The sequence below is a fragment of the Curtobacterium sp. MCBD17_008 genome (assembly GCF_003234475.1).
Classification (GTDB): Bacteria; Actinomycetota; Actinomycetes; order Actinomycetales; family Microbacteriaceae; genus Curtobacterium.
In genome coordinates this window covers 16,971-32,798 of record NZ_QKTK01000023.1, presented here as the reverse complement: position 1 = coordinate 32,798, position 15,828 = coordinate 16,971, and the positions used below count along the sequence as shown (strand labels likewise).

Annotated in this window: 13 protein-coding genes; 7 read left to right on the top strand and 6 right to left on the bottom strand. The window is 71.8% G+C overall.

From position 1 onward, the window contains the following. Positions 1 to 200 precede the first annotated feature (200 nt). Positions 201 to 806, bottom strand: coding sequence for a DUF1992 domain-containing protein (locus DEI95_RS15815; protein WP_111060836.1), 606 nt, complete (start codon positions 804 to 806; stop codon positions 201 to 203). A gap of 121 nt (positions 807 to 927) precedes the next feature. Here DEI95_RS15815 and DEI95_RS15810 point away from each other — a divergent pair, with 121 nt between their 5' ends. Next, entirely contained in the window at positions 928 to 1,989 is a 1,062-nt protein-coding gene (locus DEI95_RS15810) for a sodium:calcium antiporter (protein WP_111060835.1), read from the top strand. A gap of 17 nt (positions 1,990 to 2,006) precedes the next feature. On the opposite strand, the gene DEI95_RS15805 is transcribed toward DEI95_RS15810, so the two are convergent. Further along, a complete protein-coding gene (locus DEI95_RS15805) occupies positions 2,007 to 3,824 on the bottom strand; it encodes a glycoside hydrolase family 15 protein (protein WP_110823076.1) in 1,818 nt (605 codons plus the stop codon). A gap of 179 nt (positions 3,825 to 4,003) precedes the next feature. On the opposite strand from DEI95_RS15805, the gene DEI95_RS15800 reads away from it, so the two are divergent. The 6 genes from DEI95_RS15800 (at position 4,004) to DEI95_RS15775 (ending at position 12,481) form a co-directional block, all read left to right on the top strand. Then, the gene (locus DEI95_RS15800; RefSeq protein ID WP_111060841.1) at positions 4,004 to 5,170 is read left to right on the top strand and encodes an RtcB family protein; all 1,167 of its coding nucleotides are present in this window, start codon (positions 4,004 to 4,006) and stop codon (positions 5,168 to 5,170) included. A 113-nt stretch (positions 5,171 to 5,283) separates the two neighbouring features. Then, positions 5,284 to 6,141: a DUF1206 domain-containing protein gene (locus DEI95_RS15795; RefSeq protein ID WP_181436410.1), complete on the top strand. Its 858-nt coding sequence runs from the start codon at positions 5,284 to 5,286 to the stop codon at positions 6,139 to 6,141. A 128-nt stretch (positions 6,142 to 6,269) separates the two neighbouring features. Beyond that, positions 6,270 to 7,835, top strand: a complete 1,566-nt coding sequence (locus DEI95_RS15790) for a GAF domain-containing serine/threonine-protein kinase (RefSeq protein WP_111060833.1) — start codon at positions 6,270 to 6,272, stop codon at positions 7,833 to 7,835. Between the two features lie 182 nt (positions 7,836 to 8,017). Further along, complete coding sequence (gene treS, locus DEI95_RS15785) at positions 8,018 to 10,261, top strand: maltose alpha-D-glucosyltransferase (protein ID WP_375342329.1); 2,244 nt, start codon at positions 8,018 to 8,020, stop codon at positions 10,259 to 10,261. A gap of 126 nt (positions 10,262 to 10,387) precedes the next feature. Next, the gene (locus tag DEI95_RS15780; RefSeq protein WP_110823082.1) at positions 10,388 to 11,263 is read left to right on the top strand and encodes an SMP-30/gluconolactonase/LRE family protein; all 876 of its coding nucleotides are present in this window, start codon (positions 10,388 to 10,390) and stop codon (positions 11,261 to 11,263) included. A gap of 111 nt (positions 11,264 to 11,374) precedes the next feature. Beyond that, a complete protein-coding gene (locus DEI95_RS15775) occupies positions 11,375 to 12,481 on the top strand; it encodes an alpha/beta fold hydrolase (RefSeq protein ID WP_181436408.1) in 1,107 nt (368 codons plus the stop codon). Between the two features lie 80 nt (positions 12,482 to 12,561). On the opposite strand, the gene DEI95_RS15770 is transcribed toward DEI95_RS15775, so the two are convergent. From DEI95_RS15770 to DEI95_RS15755, 4 genes are all read right to left on the bottom strand, one after another. After that, entirely contained in the window at positions 12,562 to 13,758 is a 1,197-nt protein-coding gene (locus tag DEI95_RS15770; RefSeq protein ID WP_111060830.1) for an NAD(P)/FAD-dependent oxidoreductase, read from the bottom strand. Between the two features lie 10 nt (positions 13,759 to 13,768). Continuing rightward, the gene (locus DEI95_RS15765) at positions 13,769 to 14,569 is read right to left on the bottom strand and encodes an SDR family NAD(P)-dependent oxidoreductase (RefSeq protein WP_111060829.1); all 801 of its coding nucleotides are present in this window, start codon (positions 14,567 to 14,569) and stop codon (positions 13,769 to 13,771) included. A gap of 13 nt (positions 14,570 to 14,582) precedes the next feature. Further along, positions 14,583 to 15,089: a Dps family protein gene (locus tag DEI95_RS15760; protein WP_110823091.1), complete on the bottom strand. Its 507-nt coding sequence runs from the start codon at positions 15,087 to 15,089 to the stop codon at positions 14,583 to 14,585. Between the two features lie 136 nt (positions 15,090 to 15,225). After that, positions 15,226 to 15,741 carry a MarR family winged helix-turn-helix transcriptional regulator gene (locus DEI95_RS15755; protein ID WP_111060828.1) on the bottom strand — a complete coding sequence of 172 codons (516 nt, stop codon included), beginning with the start codon at positions 15,739 to 15,741 and terminating at the stop codon, positions 15,226 to 15,228. Between the last annotated feature and the right edge of the window lie 87 nt (positions 15,742 to 15,828).

Below are 15,828 nucleotides of genomic sequence, written 5' to 3'. Positions count from 1 at the left end.
CATCTCCCAGGACGCCGCGGACCTGCTGAACCAGACCTTCAAGACCGACGCCGTCAAGCGCGGCCTGCTCGTCGGCACCGCCACCATCACCGCCCAGATCAAGTAACACCCCCGCACCACCCCATCTGACGCACCACCAGAACGCCGTCCCGCACACCGCGGGGCGGCGTTCTCGCGTCCCCGGAACCAGACGCCCGGGGTCAGCCGCGTCGACGCCACCAGCGGGTGGGCCGGGAACCGGCCGCCCGCTCGGCCGCAGCGACCGCGTCGGCCGCGAACCGGGCCTCCCGGCGGTCCTTCCACGCGACGACCTCTGCCTCGACGTCCCGCATCGGGGTGACCACGGGCGGGCCGCCGAGCAGCTGACGGCGGGCCTCCTTCACCCGGGCGTTGAAGTCGACCAGGACGTCCCGCACGTCGGACTCGGCCGACAGCGCGTCGAGGTGGTCGTCGAGTTCGGCGTCCTCGGTGCGCAGGGCCAGGGCGGGCGGGGCGATCCCGCGGATGTCCTCGCGCTCGATCTTCGCCTTGATCCACCAGTTCGGGTCGTGTTGCTCACCGAGCCCGGGGAGCGGCTTGCCGTGGTACGGGTTCCCCTCGAAGACGCCGCGCCGTTCGGCCTCGGCGATCTGGGCACGCGCGTGCGCGGCGACGTCGGCGGCCTTGAGCAGTCGACGTTCCTCACGCTCGGCGCGGACCTCGTCCGGGTCGAGCGAGCCCCGCTCGACCTCGGCGTCCACGAGCTGCTGGTAGCGGTACCGCGCGGCCTTCCGCAGGCGGTCCATCCGGGCATCGACGTCGTTCATCGTCGGACCATGATGCGCCCCACCACCGACTGCCACCCTCAGCCGCCGTCCGCGGACAGGACGAGGAGCCGATGGACGCAGGACTCGGACAAGACGGACGCGGCGGTCCAGGGTCGCAGAGGTGGAATCCCTGCCCCTCTGGTTGCTCTGTCTGGTCTTCGTCGCTGGCGCGGCCGTCATCTGGGTCGCCGGCATCCAACTGTCGAAGACCACCGACGTGCTCGACGCCCGGCTGCACCTCGGCAGCGCGCTCGGCGGACTCATCGTCCTGGCCGTCGCGACGAACCTGCCCGAGATCGCCATCACCGTCAGCGCCGGGCTCTCCGGGTCGATCGAGGTGGCCGCCGGCAACATCCTCGGCGGCATCGCGATCCAGACGGTCGTCATCGCCGTGCTCGACGCCTTCGGCAAGCGCGGGAAGGGCGTCAAGCCGATCACGTACCGGGCGGCCTCGCTGACCCTGGTGCTCGAAGCGATCGTCGTCGTGGCGGTCCTCGCCGTCGTCATCGCCGGGAGTCAGCTGCCGCCGGACCTGGTCGTCGCGCGGCTCACCCCGGACGTCGTGCTCATCGCCCTCATCTGGATCGCCGGGCTGTTCCTCGTGCAGCGCGCCGGCAAGGGACTCCCGTGGCACGAGAGCGGTCACGCCCCGGACGCGAGCCCGCACGCGTCCGGTCACCGGACCCGCAAGCCGGACACCCCGCCGATGAGCACCCGGAAGGCCGCCGTCGTCTTCACCGTCTCGGCGCTCGCGACCCTCGTCGCCGGTGTCGTGCTCGAGCGGGCCGGTGACGCGGCGTCCAGCCAGATCGGGCTCTCCGGCGTGCTGTTCGGCGCCACCGTCCTCGCCCTGGCGACGAGCCTGCCGGAGATCTCCACGGGCCTCCAGGCGGTCAGACAGGGCGACGACAACCTGGCGGTCTCGGACATCTTCGGCGGGAACGCGTTCCTGCCCGTCCTCTTCCTGGTGGCCACCGTGCTCTCCGGCAAGGCGGTGCTGCCGCAGGCGAACGCGAGCGACGTGTACCTGACGGCGCTCGCGGCACTGCTGACGCTCGTCTACGCCGTCGGACTCGTGTTCCGGCCGCAGCGTCGGGTCATCGGGATGGGCGTCGACTCGTTCCTCGTCGTCGTGCTCTACCTGCTCGGCATCGGCGGGCTCGTCGCGATCACGCTCGGGTGAGCGCCGCCCGGTCGCGGTCAGTGGTCGGCCGCGACCTCCTCGATCGTCAGCGCCGCCTGGATGAGCGCCAGGTGGGACAGCCCCTGCGGGATGTTGCCCATGAACGCCCCGCCCTCGCTGAGCATCTCGCTGAACAGCCCGACGTCGTTCGCCTGGTCGACCATCTCGTCCATCAGCGCCCGCGCGTCGTCGGTGCGGCCGACGCAGGCCATCGCGGCCGCGAGCCAGAACGAGCACGCGACGAAGGGTGACTCCTCGTCCTCGATCCCCGAGTAGCGGTAGACGAGCGGACCGCGCTGCAGCTGCTCCTCGATCGCCCGGATCGTCGACTCCATGCGAGGCCCCCGGTCGAACCCGCTCATGGCGTGCAGCAGGATCGAGGTGTCGAGGGCGTCGCTGCCCGGGTACATCACGTAGTGACCGCGCTCCTCGTCCCACCCCTTCTCGGACACCCACTGCTCGATGAGCTCGCGGTTCTCGATCCACTTCCCACGCGGGCCGTCGATCATCCCGGCGTCGTGCAGCTCGACGGCCGCGTCGAGGGCCTGCCAGCAGCCGATCTTGCTCGTCACGTAGTGCTGCGCGTCCTCGAGCTCCCACATGCCCGAGTCCGGTTCGACCCAGCGATGACACGCGTCGTCGGCCAGGTCCTGCAGCACCGATGCGGTCTTCCGGTCGAGGACGTTGCCGGCGCGCACGTACTGCTGCATGATCGCGAAGACGTCGCCCCACACGCCGAGCTGCAGCTGGTCGCCCGCGCGGTTGCCCACCGTGACCGGCCCGATGCCGTTCCACCCCGGGACGGTGCGCTCCTCGACCTCGTCGGTCTTCGAGCCGTCCAGGCCGTAGAAGATCGGCATGGTCTCGTCGTGCTCGGCGATGGTGCGCATCACCCACGACACGGCGGCGTGTGTCTCCTCGCGCAGCCCGAACCGGGTGAGCGCGTGCACCGTGTACGCGAGGTCGCGGACCCAGGCGAAGCGGTAGTCCCAGTTCTTCCCGCCGGTGCGGTCCTCGGGGAGGCTCGTGGTCGGCGCGGCCGCGATCGCGCCCGTCGGCGCGAAGATGAGCAGCTTCAGCGTGAGAGCGCTCCGCTGGACCGCTTCAGCCCACGGGCCGTCGTAGTCGAACTCCTCCGACCACGCCGACCAGTTCGCGATCGTGCGGTCCACGCCCTCGAGGCTGCGCTCCGGGTCCGGCAGGAAGATCGGTTCGTCGTGCGTGCCGACGACCGTCAGGATCGACTTCGATCCCTCGCTCGTGTGGAAGCGACCGGAGAAGCGCGGCCCGTCGTCGTGCACCGGTTCGAAGCCCTGCTCGACGATCGCGATCGTGACGCCGTCGATGCCGATCACGGTTCCGTTGCCGGTGTCCAGACGCTCCGGCTCGGCCGTGTCGAGCAGTGTCCCGGGTACGACCGCCCACTCCATCTCGACCGACCCCTCGACGCCCTCCACGCAACGGCCGATCTCGGCCCAGGGCAGACGACCGGCGACACCGGTCACCATCGCGTCGGTCACGGTCGCCTTCCCCTCGGAGGTCGTCCAGGTCGTGACGAGGACGTTCGTCCCAGGCAGGTACTGACGGGAGGCTTCGGCGTCGTCGTCCACCGGACGGAGGGCGATGTGCCCGCCGTGTTCGGCGTCGACGATGCTCGCGAACACCGGCGGCGAGTCCATCGACGGGATCGGGAGCCAGTCGATCCGGCCGTCGCGGGCGATGAGGGCCACGGTCCGGCCGTCACCGATGGCGCCGTAGGACCGCAGCGGCACGTAGCCGTCGGTGCGCTCCTCGTTGTCGCTGGCGTCGGGTGTGTCTCGTGTCCGTTCCGGCATGGTCCCATCGTGCCCGCCGCGGCTCAGCGTGCCCCGCGCACCCCACGTACCCCGGGCGGCCGGTGGTGGGGCCGCCGTCGTGCACCCTTGCGCGCAGGGCTCGTCACGCGGTACGTTACTCGGTTCCGCCCGGACGGGTGGACCGTCGCTCCGACGCCGTCCGACAGGGACACACGACCATGCAGAAGATCACGGACCGCCTCCTCTCCTGGGCCTCGATGCTCGAGGAACGCACCGAGCAGCAGGCCCGCACGACGTCGCGGATGCCCTTCGTGTACCCGCACCTCGCGCTCATGCCCGACGCACACCTCGGCCTCGGTGCCACCGTCGGGTCGGTCATCCCCACCCTCGGTGCGGTCATGCCCGCAGCCGTCGGCGTGGACATCGGCTGCGGGATGATCGCGGTCCGGACGCAGTTCTCCCGCGCCGACCTGCCCGAGGACCTCCGACCGCTCCGGCAGGCGATCGAGCGGGCGGTCCCGCTCTCCGCCGGAGCGACGAACCGGACGATCGTCGACACGGCCGTGCCGCGCATCGCCGCGCTCGAGGCGCTCGCGGTGGAGGCCGACTTCGACCCCGCCGACTCGCTCGCCGGTTGGCGGAACCAGCTCGGCACCCTCGGGTCGGGCAACCACTTCATCGAGGTGTCGCTCGACGAGGAGGACCGCGTCTGGCTGTTCCTGCACTCCGGCTCGCGAGGCGTCGGCAACCGGATCGCGCAGCGGCACATCGCCGTCGCGAAGGAGGCCATGCAGCGCTGGTGGATCGAGCTGCCGGACCCCGACCTCGCCTACCTCGTCGAGGGCACTCCGGAGTTCGACCGGTACATCGCCGAGCTGCGCTGGGCCCAGCACTTCGCGCTCCTCAACCGCGAGGAGATGATGGACCGCGTCGTCCGCCAGCTCGCCGAGGTCGTCGGCACGGCCGTGCAGGAGGTCGAGCGGATCAACTGCCACCACAACTTCACGCAGCGCGAGACGTACTGGGGGAAGTCCGTGTGGGTCTCCCGCAAGGGCGCGATCCAGGCGACGGCGGGCCAGCCCGGGCTCATCCCCGGCTCGATGGGCACGGCGTCATACGTCGTCGAGGGGCGGGGTGACAAGCGGTCGCTCGAGTCGTCACCGCACGGGGCCGGCCGGTCGTACTCGCGGTCAGCGGCACGGCGGACGTTCACGCACGAGCAGCTCCGCGAGGCGATGACCGGCATCGAGTACCGGGACACCGACGCGTTCCTCGACGAGATCCCGGCCGCGTACAAGCCGATCGACCAGGTGATGGCGGACGCCGCCGACCTCGTCACGGTCCGGCACACGCTGCGGCAGATCGTCAACGTCAAGGGGGAGTGACCGGGCGGCGACGGACGGGAGGCCCGTGGCGAGCCCGCCACGGGCCTCCCGTCCGGATCGGCGCGACGCCCGTCGGTCCGGACAGCCCCCGTCCGGGCGGGCAGACTCGTGGGGTGACCGACGCAGCCCAGGACGCCGCCCGTGAGACCGGACGACAGGCGCGCCGCGCCGCCGACAGCAGGTGGTTCGAGACGACGGCCCGTGCCGGGTTCGTCGGCAGCGGTGTCGTGCACCTGCTCATCGGGTACCTCGCGGTGCTGCTCGGTGTCGGGAACGCCTCGGCCGGCAGCGGTGCGCAGGGATCGGAGTCCGGCGACACCGACCAGTCCGGTGCCCTGGCGCAGCTGGCCTCGGTCCCGGGTGGTGTCGTGCTCCTCTGGCTCGTCGCCGTCGGCACCGCGGCGCTGACCATCCGACTCCTGGTCGAGGCCGTGGTCGGCGGTCGCACGGACGACGCGCGTGCCTGGGTGAACCGGGGGAAGAACGTCGGCAAGGCCGTGGTCTACGGCGTCATCACGTACTCGTCCGCCAGCTACGCGGTCGGCGCCGGGAAGAGCTCGTCCGGGTCGACGACGAGCGCCGCCGCGACCGCGCTCGCGACGCCGGGCGGTGTCGTGCTCCTGCTCGTCGTCGCCGCGGTCGCGATCGCCATCGGGGTGGGACTCGTCGTGATCGGGGTGCGGGGGTCCTGGAAGAAGCACCTCCGGCCCCAGCCGCGGTCCGTCCGTCGACCGGTGGCCGTGCTCGCGACCCTCGGGTACGTCGCCAAGGGGGTCGCGGTCGTCATCGTCGGCGTGCTCGTCGCGGTGGCCGCGTTCCGCAGCGACCCGGAGCAGGCGAGCGGGCTCGACGGGGCGTTCGACGCGCTGCGGTCGATGCCGGGCGGGTCCGTCGTCCTCGTCGTGGTCGGGCTCGGGTTCGCCGCGTTCGGCGTCTACAGCTTCTTCCGTGCCCGCTACGCGCGGATCTGACCGCGCGCACGGGATGGTCGCGGACACCGCGGCCCCAGCGATGCGATGATGCATCGCGGTGGCACGTCGCGCGTCGCCTGTGCCCGTGACCACCGGTCGCGGCTCGCCCACATCGAAGACGAGGAAGCATGGTTCCGACGGAGGGACACCAGGAGGCCGCCCCGCTCCTGGCAGGCCGGTACCGCCTGGAGCAGGTGATCGGTCGGGGTGGCATGTCGGTCGTGCACCGCGCGTGGGACGAGAGCCTGGACCGACCGGTCGCCGTGAAGCTCTTCCACCCTGGCATCGTCGACATCGCGCGGCAGGAGGCCGAGCAGGGCGTCCTGGCGTCCCTCGACCACCACAACCTCGTCAGCCTCCTCGACGCAGGCGTCGTCGAGGACCAGAACGGATCGCTGCAGCGGTTCATCGTGATGGCGCTCGTGCACGGCCAGGACCTCGAGGACCGGCTGTCCCTCGGGCCGCTCGCCTCGCGGCACATCGCCGAGATCGGCTACGACATGGCCGAGGCGCTCGACTACATCCACGCGCAGGGCGTCGTGCACCGTGACATCAAGCCGTCGAACATCCTGCTCGTCGACTACGGCAACGGGTCCGACCGGGCACGGGCACGGCTCACCGACTTCGGGATCGCGCTCGCGGCCGGCGTCGAGCGGCTCACCGCGGACGGCGTCACGACGGGCACGGCGGCCTACCTGAGTCCGGAGCAGGCCCGGGGCGCGGACGTCGGTCCGGCCAGCGACGTGTACTCGCTCGGACTGGTGCTGCTGCAGTGCTTCACCCGGCGGCGGGAGTTCCCCGGCTCGCTCGTCGAGTCCGCGCTCGCACGGCTCTCGCGTGACCCGATCGTGCCGGAGCCGCTGCCCGAGCACTGGAAGCAGGCGCTCGCGGCGATGACGGCGCAGGACCCGGCGGCCCGACCGGTCGGTGGCGAGCTCGTCGCGTTGCTCCGACACGTCGTGCTCACCGACACCGCGAGCGACGAACCGGCGGACGTGGCCGCGGCGGACTCCGCTCCCGGTCGTCCCGAGGCGGGTGCGGCACCCGCGTCCGGCTCGGTGTCCGCGTCCGGCTCGGTCTCCGGCGAGGGCGACGGGCGTCCGACGACGCTCGACGTCCTGCCCGAGGAGGCCCTGCAGCGCACGACCGCGATGGCGGCGCGGCTCTTCGACGCGCCCATCGCACTCATCGAGGTGCTCGACGAGGACCGGGAGTGGTCGCAGTCGTACGTGGCCGACGGCGTCGACAAGTCCGCGCGGAGCATCACGTTCCGGAACGGGTTCGCCCCGGTGCCGGTGCCCGTGGTGATCCCCGACGGGTCGACCCACCCGGAGATGCGGAACAGCCCGCTCGTCACCGGCCCGCTCGGCATCCGGTTCTACGTCAGCGTGCCGCTCGTCCGACACGACGGCGCGACGGTCGGCACGCTCGCGGTGCTCGACTCGCGTCCCCGCACCGCCGACGAGGCCGACATGGCGAACCTGCGGGACCTCGCGGCGCTCGCCGTGACGCAACTGGAGCTCCGGCAGGAGTCCCTGCGGACCGGCACCAGCGACGCCGTCCCGATCGTGCGCACCGGCGGGACGCACACCGGCGGACCGCACACGGGCGGTGCCCTCACGGATGGTGGGCACACCGCGGGCCGACACAGCGGGGACGTCCGTGCGGCCCCGGAGCCGGACCGCGCCGGCTGACCCGCCGAACCGGCGACCGTCGTCGGGTAGGCATGACTAGCGTGGGAGACGTGGACATGGACGACGAGGCACCCCGGATCGACGAGCAGGTCGCCGACGAGCACGTCACCGGTACGCGGTTCCCGGTCGACCGGACTCCGGACGACCAGGGCACGGCAGCCGAGGGCACGACCGACGAGGACGTGACCGACGAGGACGTGACCGACGAGGACACGACCCCGGCGGCCCCCGAGATCACCTACGACGAGCAGCTGTACCCGGCCCGACCCCGGCGACTGCGGCCGCGCGCCAACCTGCGCGGCGGCAGCCTGCAGCGGCGGTTCTCGGACCCGCGTGCGGCCAACGGCGAGAACCCGGCCTACATCGAGTGGCTGGTGCGCCAGTCGATGCTCAAGGACGCGGACGTCCTGAGCCGCCAGCTGTCGGGGTCGCCGAGCATGTGGCGCAACCCGTACGCCCGTCCGGACGCCCGGCGCGCCGTGTCGACGTCGGACGTCTGGTTCACCGCGTACCCGATCTCGCTCATCACGCGTCCGGGGGAGTCGTTCCTGACGGCGCTCGCCGACCCCGAGCTCTGGACCGCGTTCGAGCGCATCGGCATCAACGGCGTGCACACCGGACCGGTGAAGCGCGCCGGTGGCATCCGCGGGTGGCAGGAGACCCCGAGCGTCGACGGCCACTTCGACCGGATCGGGACGCAGATCGACCCCACCTTCGGGGACGAGGAGACGTTCCAGCGGATGACGGACGTCGCCGAGGAGCACGGCGGTAGCATCATCGACGACATCGTCCCGGGACACACCGGCAAGGGCGCGGACTTCCGCCTGGCCGAGATGGCGTTCAAGGACTACCCGGGCATCTACCACATGGTCGAGATCCCGCCGGAGGAGTGGCACCTGCTCCCGACCGTGCCGGAGCACCGCGACTCGGTGAACCTCGACTCCGCCACCGAGTCCGCCCTCGCCGAGCGCGGCTACATCATCGGCGAGCTGCAGCGCGTGATCTTCCACCAGCCCGGCGTCAAGGAGACGAACTGGAGCGTCACCGCGCCGGTCGTCGGCGTCGACGGCGTCACCCGCCGCTGGGTGTACCTGCACTACTTCAAGGAGGGGCAGCCGTCGGTCAACTGGCTCGACCCCACCTTCGCGGGCATGCGTCTGGTCATCGGCGACGCCCTGCACTCCCTGGGCGACCTGGGCACGAGCGCGCTCCGTCTCGACGCGAACGGGTTCCTCGGCGTCGAGAAGAGCGCGGAGGGCGCCCCCGGCTGGTCGGAGGGCCACCCGCTGTCGCACGCGGCGAACCACGTCATCGCGGGCATGGTGCGCAAGGTCGGTGGCTTCACGTTCCAGGAGCTCAACCTGACGGTCGAGGACATCCGCGACACCGGGGCCGTCGGCGCCGACCTGTCGTACGACTTCATCAACCGTCCGGCGTACCACCACGCCCTCGCGACCGGGGACACCGAGTTCCTCCGCCTGACGCTCCGCACCTCGCTCGAACTCGGCGTGGAACCGGTCAGTCTGGTGCACGGCATGCAGAACCACGACGAGCTCACGTACGAGCTCGTGCACTGGGCGACGCTGCACAAGGACGACGTGTACACGTTCCACGGCGAGGACACGACCGGCGGCGCGCTCGCCGAGCGGATCCGGGCCGACCTGACGGACGCGCTCACGGGCGACGCCGCCGACTACAACCTCGTGTTCACCACGAACGGCATCGCCTGCACCACGGCGTCCCTCATCGCGGCGACCCAGGGGCACACGACGCTCGACGCGATCACCGACGAGCACGTCCCGCAGATCCGTGACGCCCACCTGCTGCTGGCGGCGTTCAACGCCTGGCAGCCGGGCGTCTTCGCGATGTCGGGGTGGGACCTGCTCGGGTCGCTGACCCTCCCGAAGGAACTCGTCACCGACCTGATCGCCGAGGGGGACACGCGGTGGATCGAGCGCGGCGCGCACGACCTGCTCGGCGTCGCCCCGGACACCGAGCGGTCCGCGTCCGGCATGCCGCTGGCCCGGTCCCTGTACGGTCCGCTGCCGGAGCAGCTCGAGCGGCCGGACTCGTTCGCGTCCCGGCTCGGGGAACTCCTGCGGGTCCGGACCGAGTACGGCATCGCCTCGGCCCGCCAGGTGGACGTGCCCGAGGTGGCGCACCGCGGGATGCTCGTCATGGTCCACGAACTCGAGTCGACGGACGAGCAGGGCGAGCCGATCGTGCAGATCACCGTGCTCAACATGACCGACACGGCGCTCGACGGCACCATCCGGTCGGAGTCGCTCCCGCACGGCGCGACGGTCGTCGACGCGACGGACCACAGCGAGCTCGGCACCGTCGACGACCTGTGCAGCTTCCCGCTGCGCATCGACGCCTACGGGTCGCGCTTCCTCGTCCTGCGTCGGACCGCGCCCGAGCAGTGACCCGCACCGAGCAGTGACCTGCACCGAGCGGTGACCGCACCGCCGTCCGTCCCGGTCCCGCGCGATCGGGACGGACGCACTGCGGTCTGAGCGGCCGGGCACCGCGCGACCGGTAGACCGGACGGCATGACGACGAGCGCCACCACCGGCCCGGCCCGCGTGTTCTCCGACGTGCAGGCGACCCTCGCCGAGAGCATCGTGTGGGACCCCGGGCAGCAGGTGGCCCGCTGGGTGGACATCCCGCAGGGCACGCTGACGACCGCGGACGCCGAGGGCCGCGTGCTGCACACGGTGACGCTCGACCCGCCGCTGCCGTCGTTCCAGCCCCGCGCAGCAGGTGGGTTCGTCGCCGCGAAGGACGACACCGTGGTGCTGACGGACCAGGACGGTCACGTCGAGCGCGAACTCGCCGGCGTGCAGCACGCGAACGACGAGATGCGCTTCAACGAGGGCAAGTGCGACCCGTTCGGACGCTTCCTGGTCGGGAGCATGGACCCGACGGACGGGCCGCCGGCCGGGGTGCTGTACGCGTTCTCGCCGGACGGCACGGTCCGGGTCCTCCGCGACGGCTTCGGCACCACGAACGGCATGGAGTGGAACGACGACGGCTCCGAGATGTACGTCACCGACACCGACACCGACACGGTCTACCGCGGTGCGTACGGCCCGGACGGGGAGCTCGGCGACCTCGAGCCGTTCATCGCCGGCGCGGCGCACGACGGTCTGGTCCGTGACGACGAGGGCTGCTTCTGGGGCGCGATCTACGGCGAGTCCCGCGTCGAGCGGTACGGTCCCGACGGCACGCACCTGGAGACGGTCGAGATCCCGGCACCGAACGTGACCTCGGTCGCCTTCGGCGGGACGGACATGTCCCTGCTGCTGGTGGGCACGGCACGCGAGAACCTGACCGACGAGCAGCTCGCTGAGGCGCCGCACTCCGGGTCCGTCTTCGCGGTGCCGACACGGGTGCACGGCCGCCCGGCGTTCCCCTTCGCCGGCTGAGCGGCCGGTCACCGGGCACCGACCGGCGACCGGTGCACCCCAGCGCGTCGGGCCGCCCGGCGGGGTGCTCGCGGTAGCCTGGGCGACCGCCAGCGACCGCGAGGAGCGTCAGTGAACGACGAGCAGCACCAGGGGACCCCCGTGCCACCGGGGGCACCGGACCCGGCCGGGGAGCTCGCCCACGCCGAGGACGCCGACGTCGAGGTGCGCGTCGACCGCATCGCCGTCGACGGCACGTACGTCCGCGTCAGCTCGATCGGGGAACCCGGGGAACGGGCCTTCGTCCTGGTGGCCGGCCTCGGCATCGCGTCGACGTACTACGAACGGCTCGCGCCGCACCTCAACGAGTACGGCCCGGTGCACGCGCTGGACCTGCCCGGGTTCGCCGGGGTCCCGCGCTTCCGCGGTGCCGTGTCGATCGAGCGCTACGCCGACGCGGTCGAGGCGGTCATCGACGAGCTCCGCCTGCACGACCCGGTGCTGGTCGGGCACTCGATGGGCACGCAGGTCGTCACCGAGGTCGCCGCCCGGCGCCCGGACGTCTCCGACGTGGTGCTCATCAGCCCGGTCCTCGACCCGGCGTCGCGGTCGGTGCGGAGAGCCGCGCTGCGGTTCCTCCGGTCCTCCGTGCACGAACCGTCCGCCGTGCGGTGGCACGCGGTCACCGCGTACGCGCTCTGCGGGTGGCACTGGTTCCGCAAGGTCCTGCCCGAGATGATCGCCTACCCGATCGAGGAGCGTGCCGCCGACGTCCAGGCCCGGACCCTGGTCGTCCGGGGCGAACACGACGCACTCGTGCCGCGGTCCTGGGTGCGGCGGCTCGCGCGTGCCCTGCCGTACGCGGTCCTCCGCGAGGTGGTCGGGGGCGCGCACTCGGTGATGCACGCCCAGGCGGACGCCGTCGCACGCCTCGCCGTCGCGCACGTCGACGGTCGGCTCCCGGACCGCGGGGTCTCCTCGCTGCAGCGCGTCCGCGACGACTCCACCGCGTCCGACCTCGACCGCCTCGGCCCGACCGACCGCTGGCTCGTCGTGAAGTCGCGCTTCATGGAACTCGTCGGGATGGCGAAGGGCGACGACGAGCGGCTGGAGGCAGCCAAGTCCGCGCACGCGGTCGCGATGGCCGACCGCGACGGCGTCCCGGTCGACCCGGAGGAACGGGAGACGGTCGTCGAGACGGTCGCCCCGGAGCGCGGCGGCGACCGCCGACCCTTCTGACCCCGTCCGCACAGGAGGCCCGGAACCGGTCCCTGCGGGACCGGTTCCGGGCCTCCCGGCCGGCCGTGGCGCCGCGCCGGTCAGTCGGCGGTGATGGTGCCGGGCAGCATGTCCGGTGTCAGCGCATGCGCCTCGGCCAGCACCTTGCGGGCCTCGTCGGTCTTGCCGGGCACGTTCCAGAGCAGCGCGCCGACGACCAGGTCGTCGTCGTCCAGGTGGTAGACGACGCCCCGCTCGTGTGGTTCGGCCCAGTCCTCGACGGTGCGGAGCGAGGAGGACACGACGCCGACGGCCTCGTACCGGACGTCGAAGACGGTGGAGTAGAACATCGGGGTGTGCTCGTACGGCTCGCCCGCTCCGGCCAGGTTGCGACCGGCCTGCCGACCCTGCTGCTGCGCGTTGTCGACGTGTTCGACGCGGCGGGTGCCGAGCAGCCGGTCCGGGTAGGACGCGACGTCGCCGGCGGCATACACCGCGGGGTCGTCCGTGCTGAGCGTCGCGGACACGCGCACGCCGTCGTCGACGGCGAGGCCGGCGTCCTCGGCGAGCTGCGTGGCAGGATCGATGCCCAGGCCGGCGACGGCGACGTCGGCGGTCACCGTCGAGCCGTCGTCGAGGGTCAGGACGACGCCGTCGGCCGTCTCCTCGCCCGACGTGACCCGACTGCCCGTGCGGACCTCCACCCCGGCATCGACGAAGCGCTGCTGGAAGACGGCCGCCAGTGCCGCCGGGAACATGTGACCACCGAGCACGTCGTCGGGGGTGACGAGCGTGACGCGGGCACCGTTCTGCACCAGGCCCGCGGCGATCTCGGTCCCGATGTAGCTGCCGCCGACGACGACCACGGAGGCACCCGCATCGGCGTGCCGTCGGAGTGTCCGGTAGTCGGCGGCGCTGCGGTAGCTGAGCACCCGGTCGGACGGCCGGAGACCGGGCAGGTCCCGCGGACCGCCGCCGGTGGCCAGGAGCAGCCGGTCGTAGCCGATCGTCTGCCCGTCGGCGGTCGTCACGGTCTTCGCCGCGCGGTCGATCGACTCGACCCTGGTGCCGAGCACGAACTCGGCGCCGGTCTCCTCGGTGTGCAGGTCGACCCCGTCGTCCCAGCTGAAGTCCGGATCCGTCCAGAGCTTCTTGGACAGGGCCGGACGGGCGTACGGGCGGTCGACGTCCTCGCTGATGATCCCGATCGTGCCGTCGGGGTCGAGCTCGCGGATGCCGCGGGCAGCGGAGTCGGCGACCATCCCGCCGCCGATGATGAGGTGTCGGTGGTGCGTCACGGGTCCTCCGTCAGATGGCCGCGACCGAGCCGGAGTCGACGCGGTAGTCCGCCCCGTTGACGAAGCTGGCGAGCTCCGAGCACAGGAACGCCACGACGTTGGCGACCTCCTCCGGCTCACCTCGGCGCTTCAGTTCCATGTACGGACGCTCTTCGTCGAGGAAGCTCGAGATCGCCTCGTCGAACGAGGTGCCGAGCTGCTTCGACCGCTTGTCCATCATGGCGTCGGTCATCGGGGTGTGGATGAACGCGGGGGAGACCGTGTTCACGAGCAGCCCCTCCTGCGCGTAGGAGCGCGAGAGGCCCTTCGCGAACGAGAGCACCCCCGCCTTGGCGGCACAGTAGGGCAGTTCGTCGTCGTACGGCTGCCTGGCGTCCTCGGACACCAGGTAGACGATCCTGCCCCAGCCGCCGTTCCGCAGGTCGCTGATGAACTCGCGGGTGATGCGGACCGGCCCCATCAGGTCGATGTCCAGCGTCTCCTGCCAGCCGGCCTCGTCGATCTCGTGGAACATGCCCTGTGCGCCCGTGACGCCCGAGGACTGCACGAGGATGTCGATCTCGCCGACGGCGTCCCGCACCTCCGCGTGCAGCGCGGCCAGGCTGTCGGCGCTGCGGACGTCGGCCGCGAACGCGTGCAGCTTGCCGTGCGGCGCCTCGAGCTGGTCCGCGCTCGTGTCGAGGCGGCTCTGGTCGATGTCGGTGACGACGACGGTCGCACCCTCCGCCAGGAGGATGCGCGCCGTGTTCCAGCCGATGCCGGAGTCACCACCGAAGACGAGAGCGGTCTTGCCCTGGATCCCGAGGTCCACGTCCGGTCCGGGCTTACTCGTGCTCGGAAGCTTCAGCCACCGCGGGGGTCGTCGCACTCGCAAGGGGCGTCCGGGGGGCGCGGTTCTCGGCGCTGACCATCCACGCGAGCTGCTCGAGGCGCTCGATGAAGCCGTGCAGCAGGTCGGCGGTCGTCGGGTCTTCCTCGTCGACCTCGTCGTGCACGTCACGCATCGTGGCGGTGGTCTGGTAGAGGCGCAGCGTGATCAGGTCGATCGCGTCGTGCGTGAGGACCTCGCCGTCCGGGAACGGGTCGAGGTGGGTACCGGCCGCGACGGTCGCGGAACGGCCGTCCGGCACGGCGTAGAGCGCACGCATGCGCTCCGCCATGTCGTCGGCGAACTCACGGGCGGCCTCGACGATCTCGTCGAGCTGCAGGTGGAGGTCGCGGAAGTTGGTGCCGAGGATGTTCCAGTGGGCCTGCTTGCCCTGCAGGTGCAGGTCGATCAGGTCGACGAGGACCTTCTGGAGGTTGGCGGCGAGCGTGTCCGACGCGTGCATGTGACGACTCCTTCTTCGCGGTGTTGACGATCCCGGTCTACCCGCTCGCTCCCCCCGTGTTCCCAGTGGGTGTCGAGGTGGCGTCCCCCGCGGCGCGGCGGGGCGCGTCACGGCGCGGTCGAGACGCCGGTGGACGTCAGTGCGCGACGACGGGCGGGTCGACCTGGTCGACCGCGGTGCGCATCTGCTCGAGGAACACCGCGACGACGCGGGCGTCCTGCGCGCTGAGTCCCTCGGCGATGCCCATCATGCGCCGGTGCATGACACCGAGCGTGGCGCGCACCTCGGCGTCGGTCTCCACCGTCGGCACGATGATGAGGCCGCGGCGGTCGGTCGGGTGCGGCTCGCGCCGGACGTGCCCGCTCTTGACGAGTCGGTCGACCAGGATCGTCGTCGACGCCGACGAGATCTTCAGGTACGCGGAGAGGTCCTTCGGGCTGACGGCGTGCCCGGAGCGCTGCGCCTGCAGCAGGTGACGGATGGCCAGCAGGTCGGTCTCGCCCATGCCCATCGAGTCACGCGTGCGGCGACGCATGGCGGTCTCGGCGGCGCGGTAGCGACGGAGGGCGTTCAACACGGCGACACCGCGCTGGGTCGCGTCGTCGTCCGGGAACCAGTAGCCGGACGCCTCCGAGATCTCCTGCGTGGTCATCCCGAAAGGATAATCCGTCTGGTAGCGAGGCTGTCTAGCGATGCGGCGGACGTCCAGCAGACGGACGGGAGGCTCGGTGCTCGCTCG

Excerpts from the sequence above, each read along its gene's own strand:
- DEI95_RS15805 (WP_110823076.1), bottom strand. The coding sequence starts at position 3,824 with ATGCCGGAACGGACACGAGACACACCCGACGCCAGCGACAACGAGGAG.
- DEI95_RS15760 (WP_110823091.1), bottom strand. The coding sequence starts at position 15,089 with ATGCACGCGTCGGACACGCTCGCCGCCAACCTCCAGAAGGTCCTCGTC.
- DEI95_RS15790 (WP_111060833.1), top strand. The coding sequence starts at position 6,270 with ATGGTTCCGACGGAGGGACACCAGGAGGCCGCCCCGCTCCTGGCAGGC.
- DEI95_RS15815 (WP_111060836.1), bottom strand. The coding sequence starts at position 806 with ATGAACGACGTCGATGCCCGGATGGACCGCCTGCGGAAGGCCGCGCGG.
- DEI95_RS15800 (WP_111060841.1), top strand. The coding sequence starts at position 4,004 with ATGCAGAAGATCACGGACCGCCTCCTCTCCTGGGCCTCGATGCTCGAG.
- DEI95_RS15755 (WP_111060828.1), bottom strand. The coding sequence starts at position 15,741 with ATGACCACGCAGGAGATCTCGGAGGCGTCCGGCTACTGGTTCCCGGAC.
- DEI95_RS15780 (WP_110823082.1), top strand. The coding sequence starts at position 10,388 with ATGACGACGAGCGCCACCACCGGCCCGGCCCGCGTGTTCTCCGACGTG.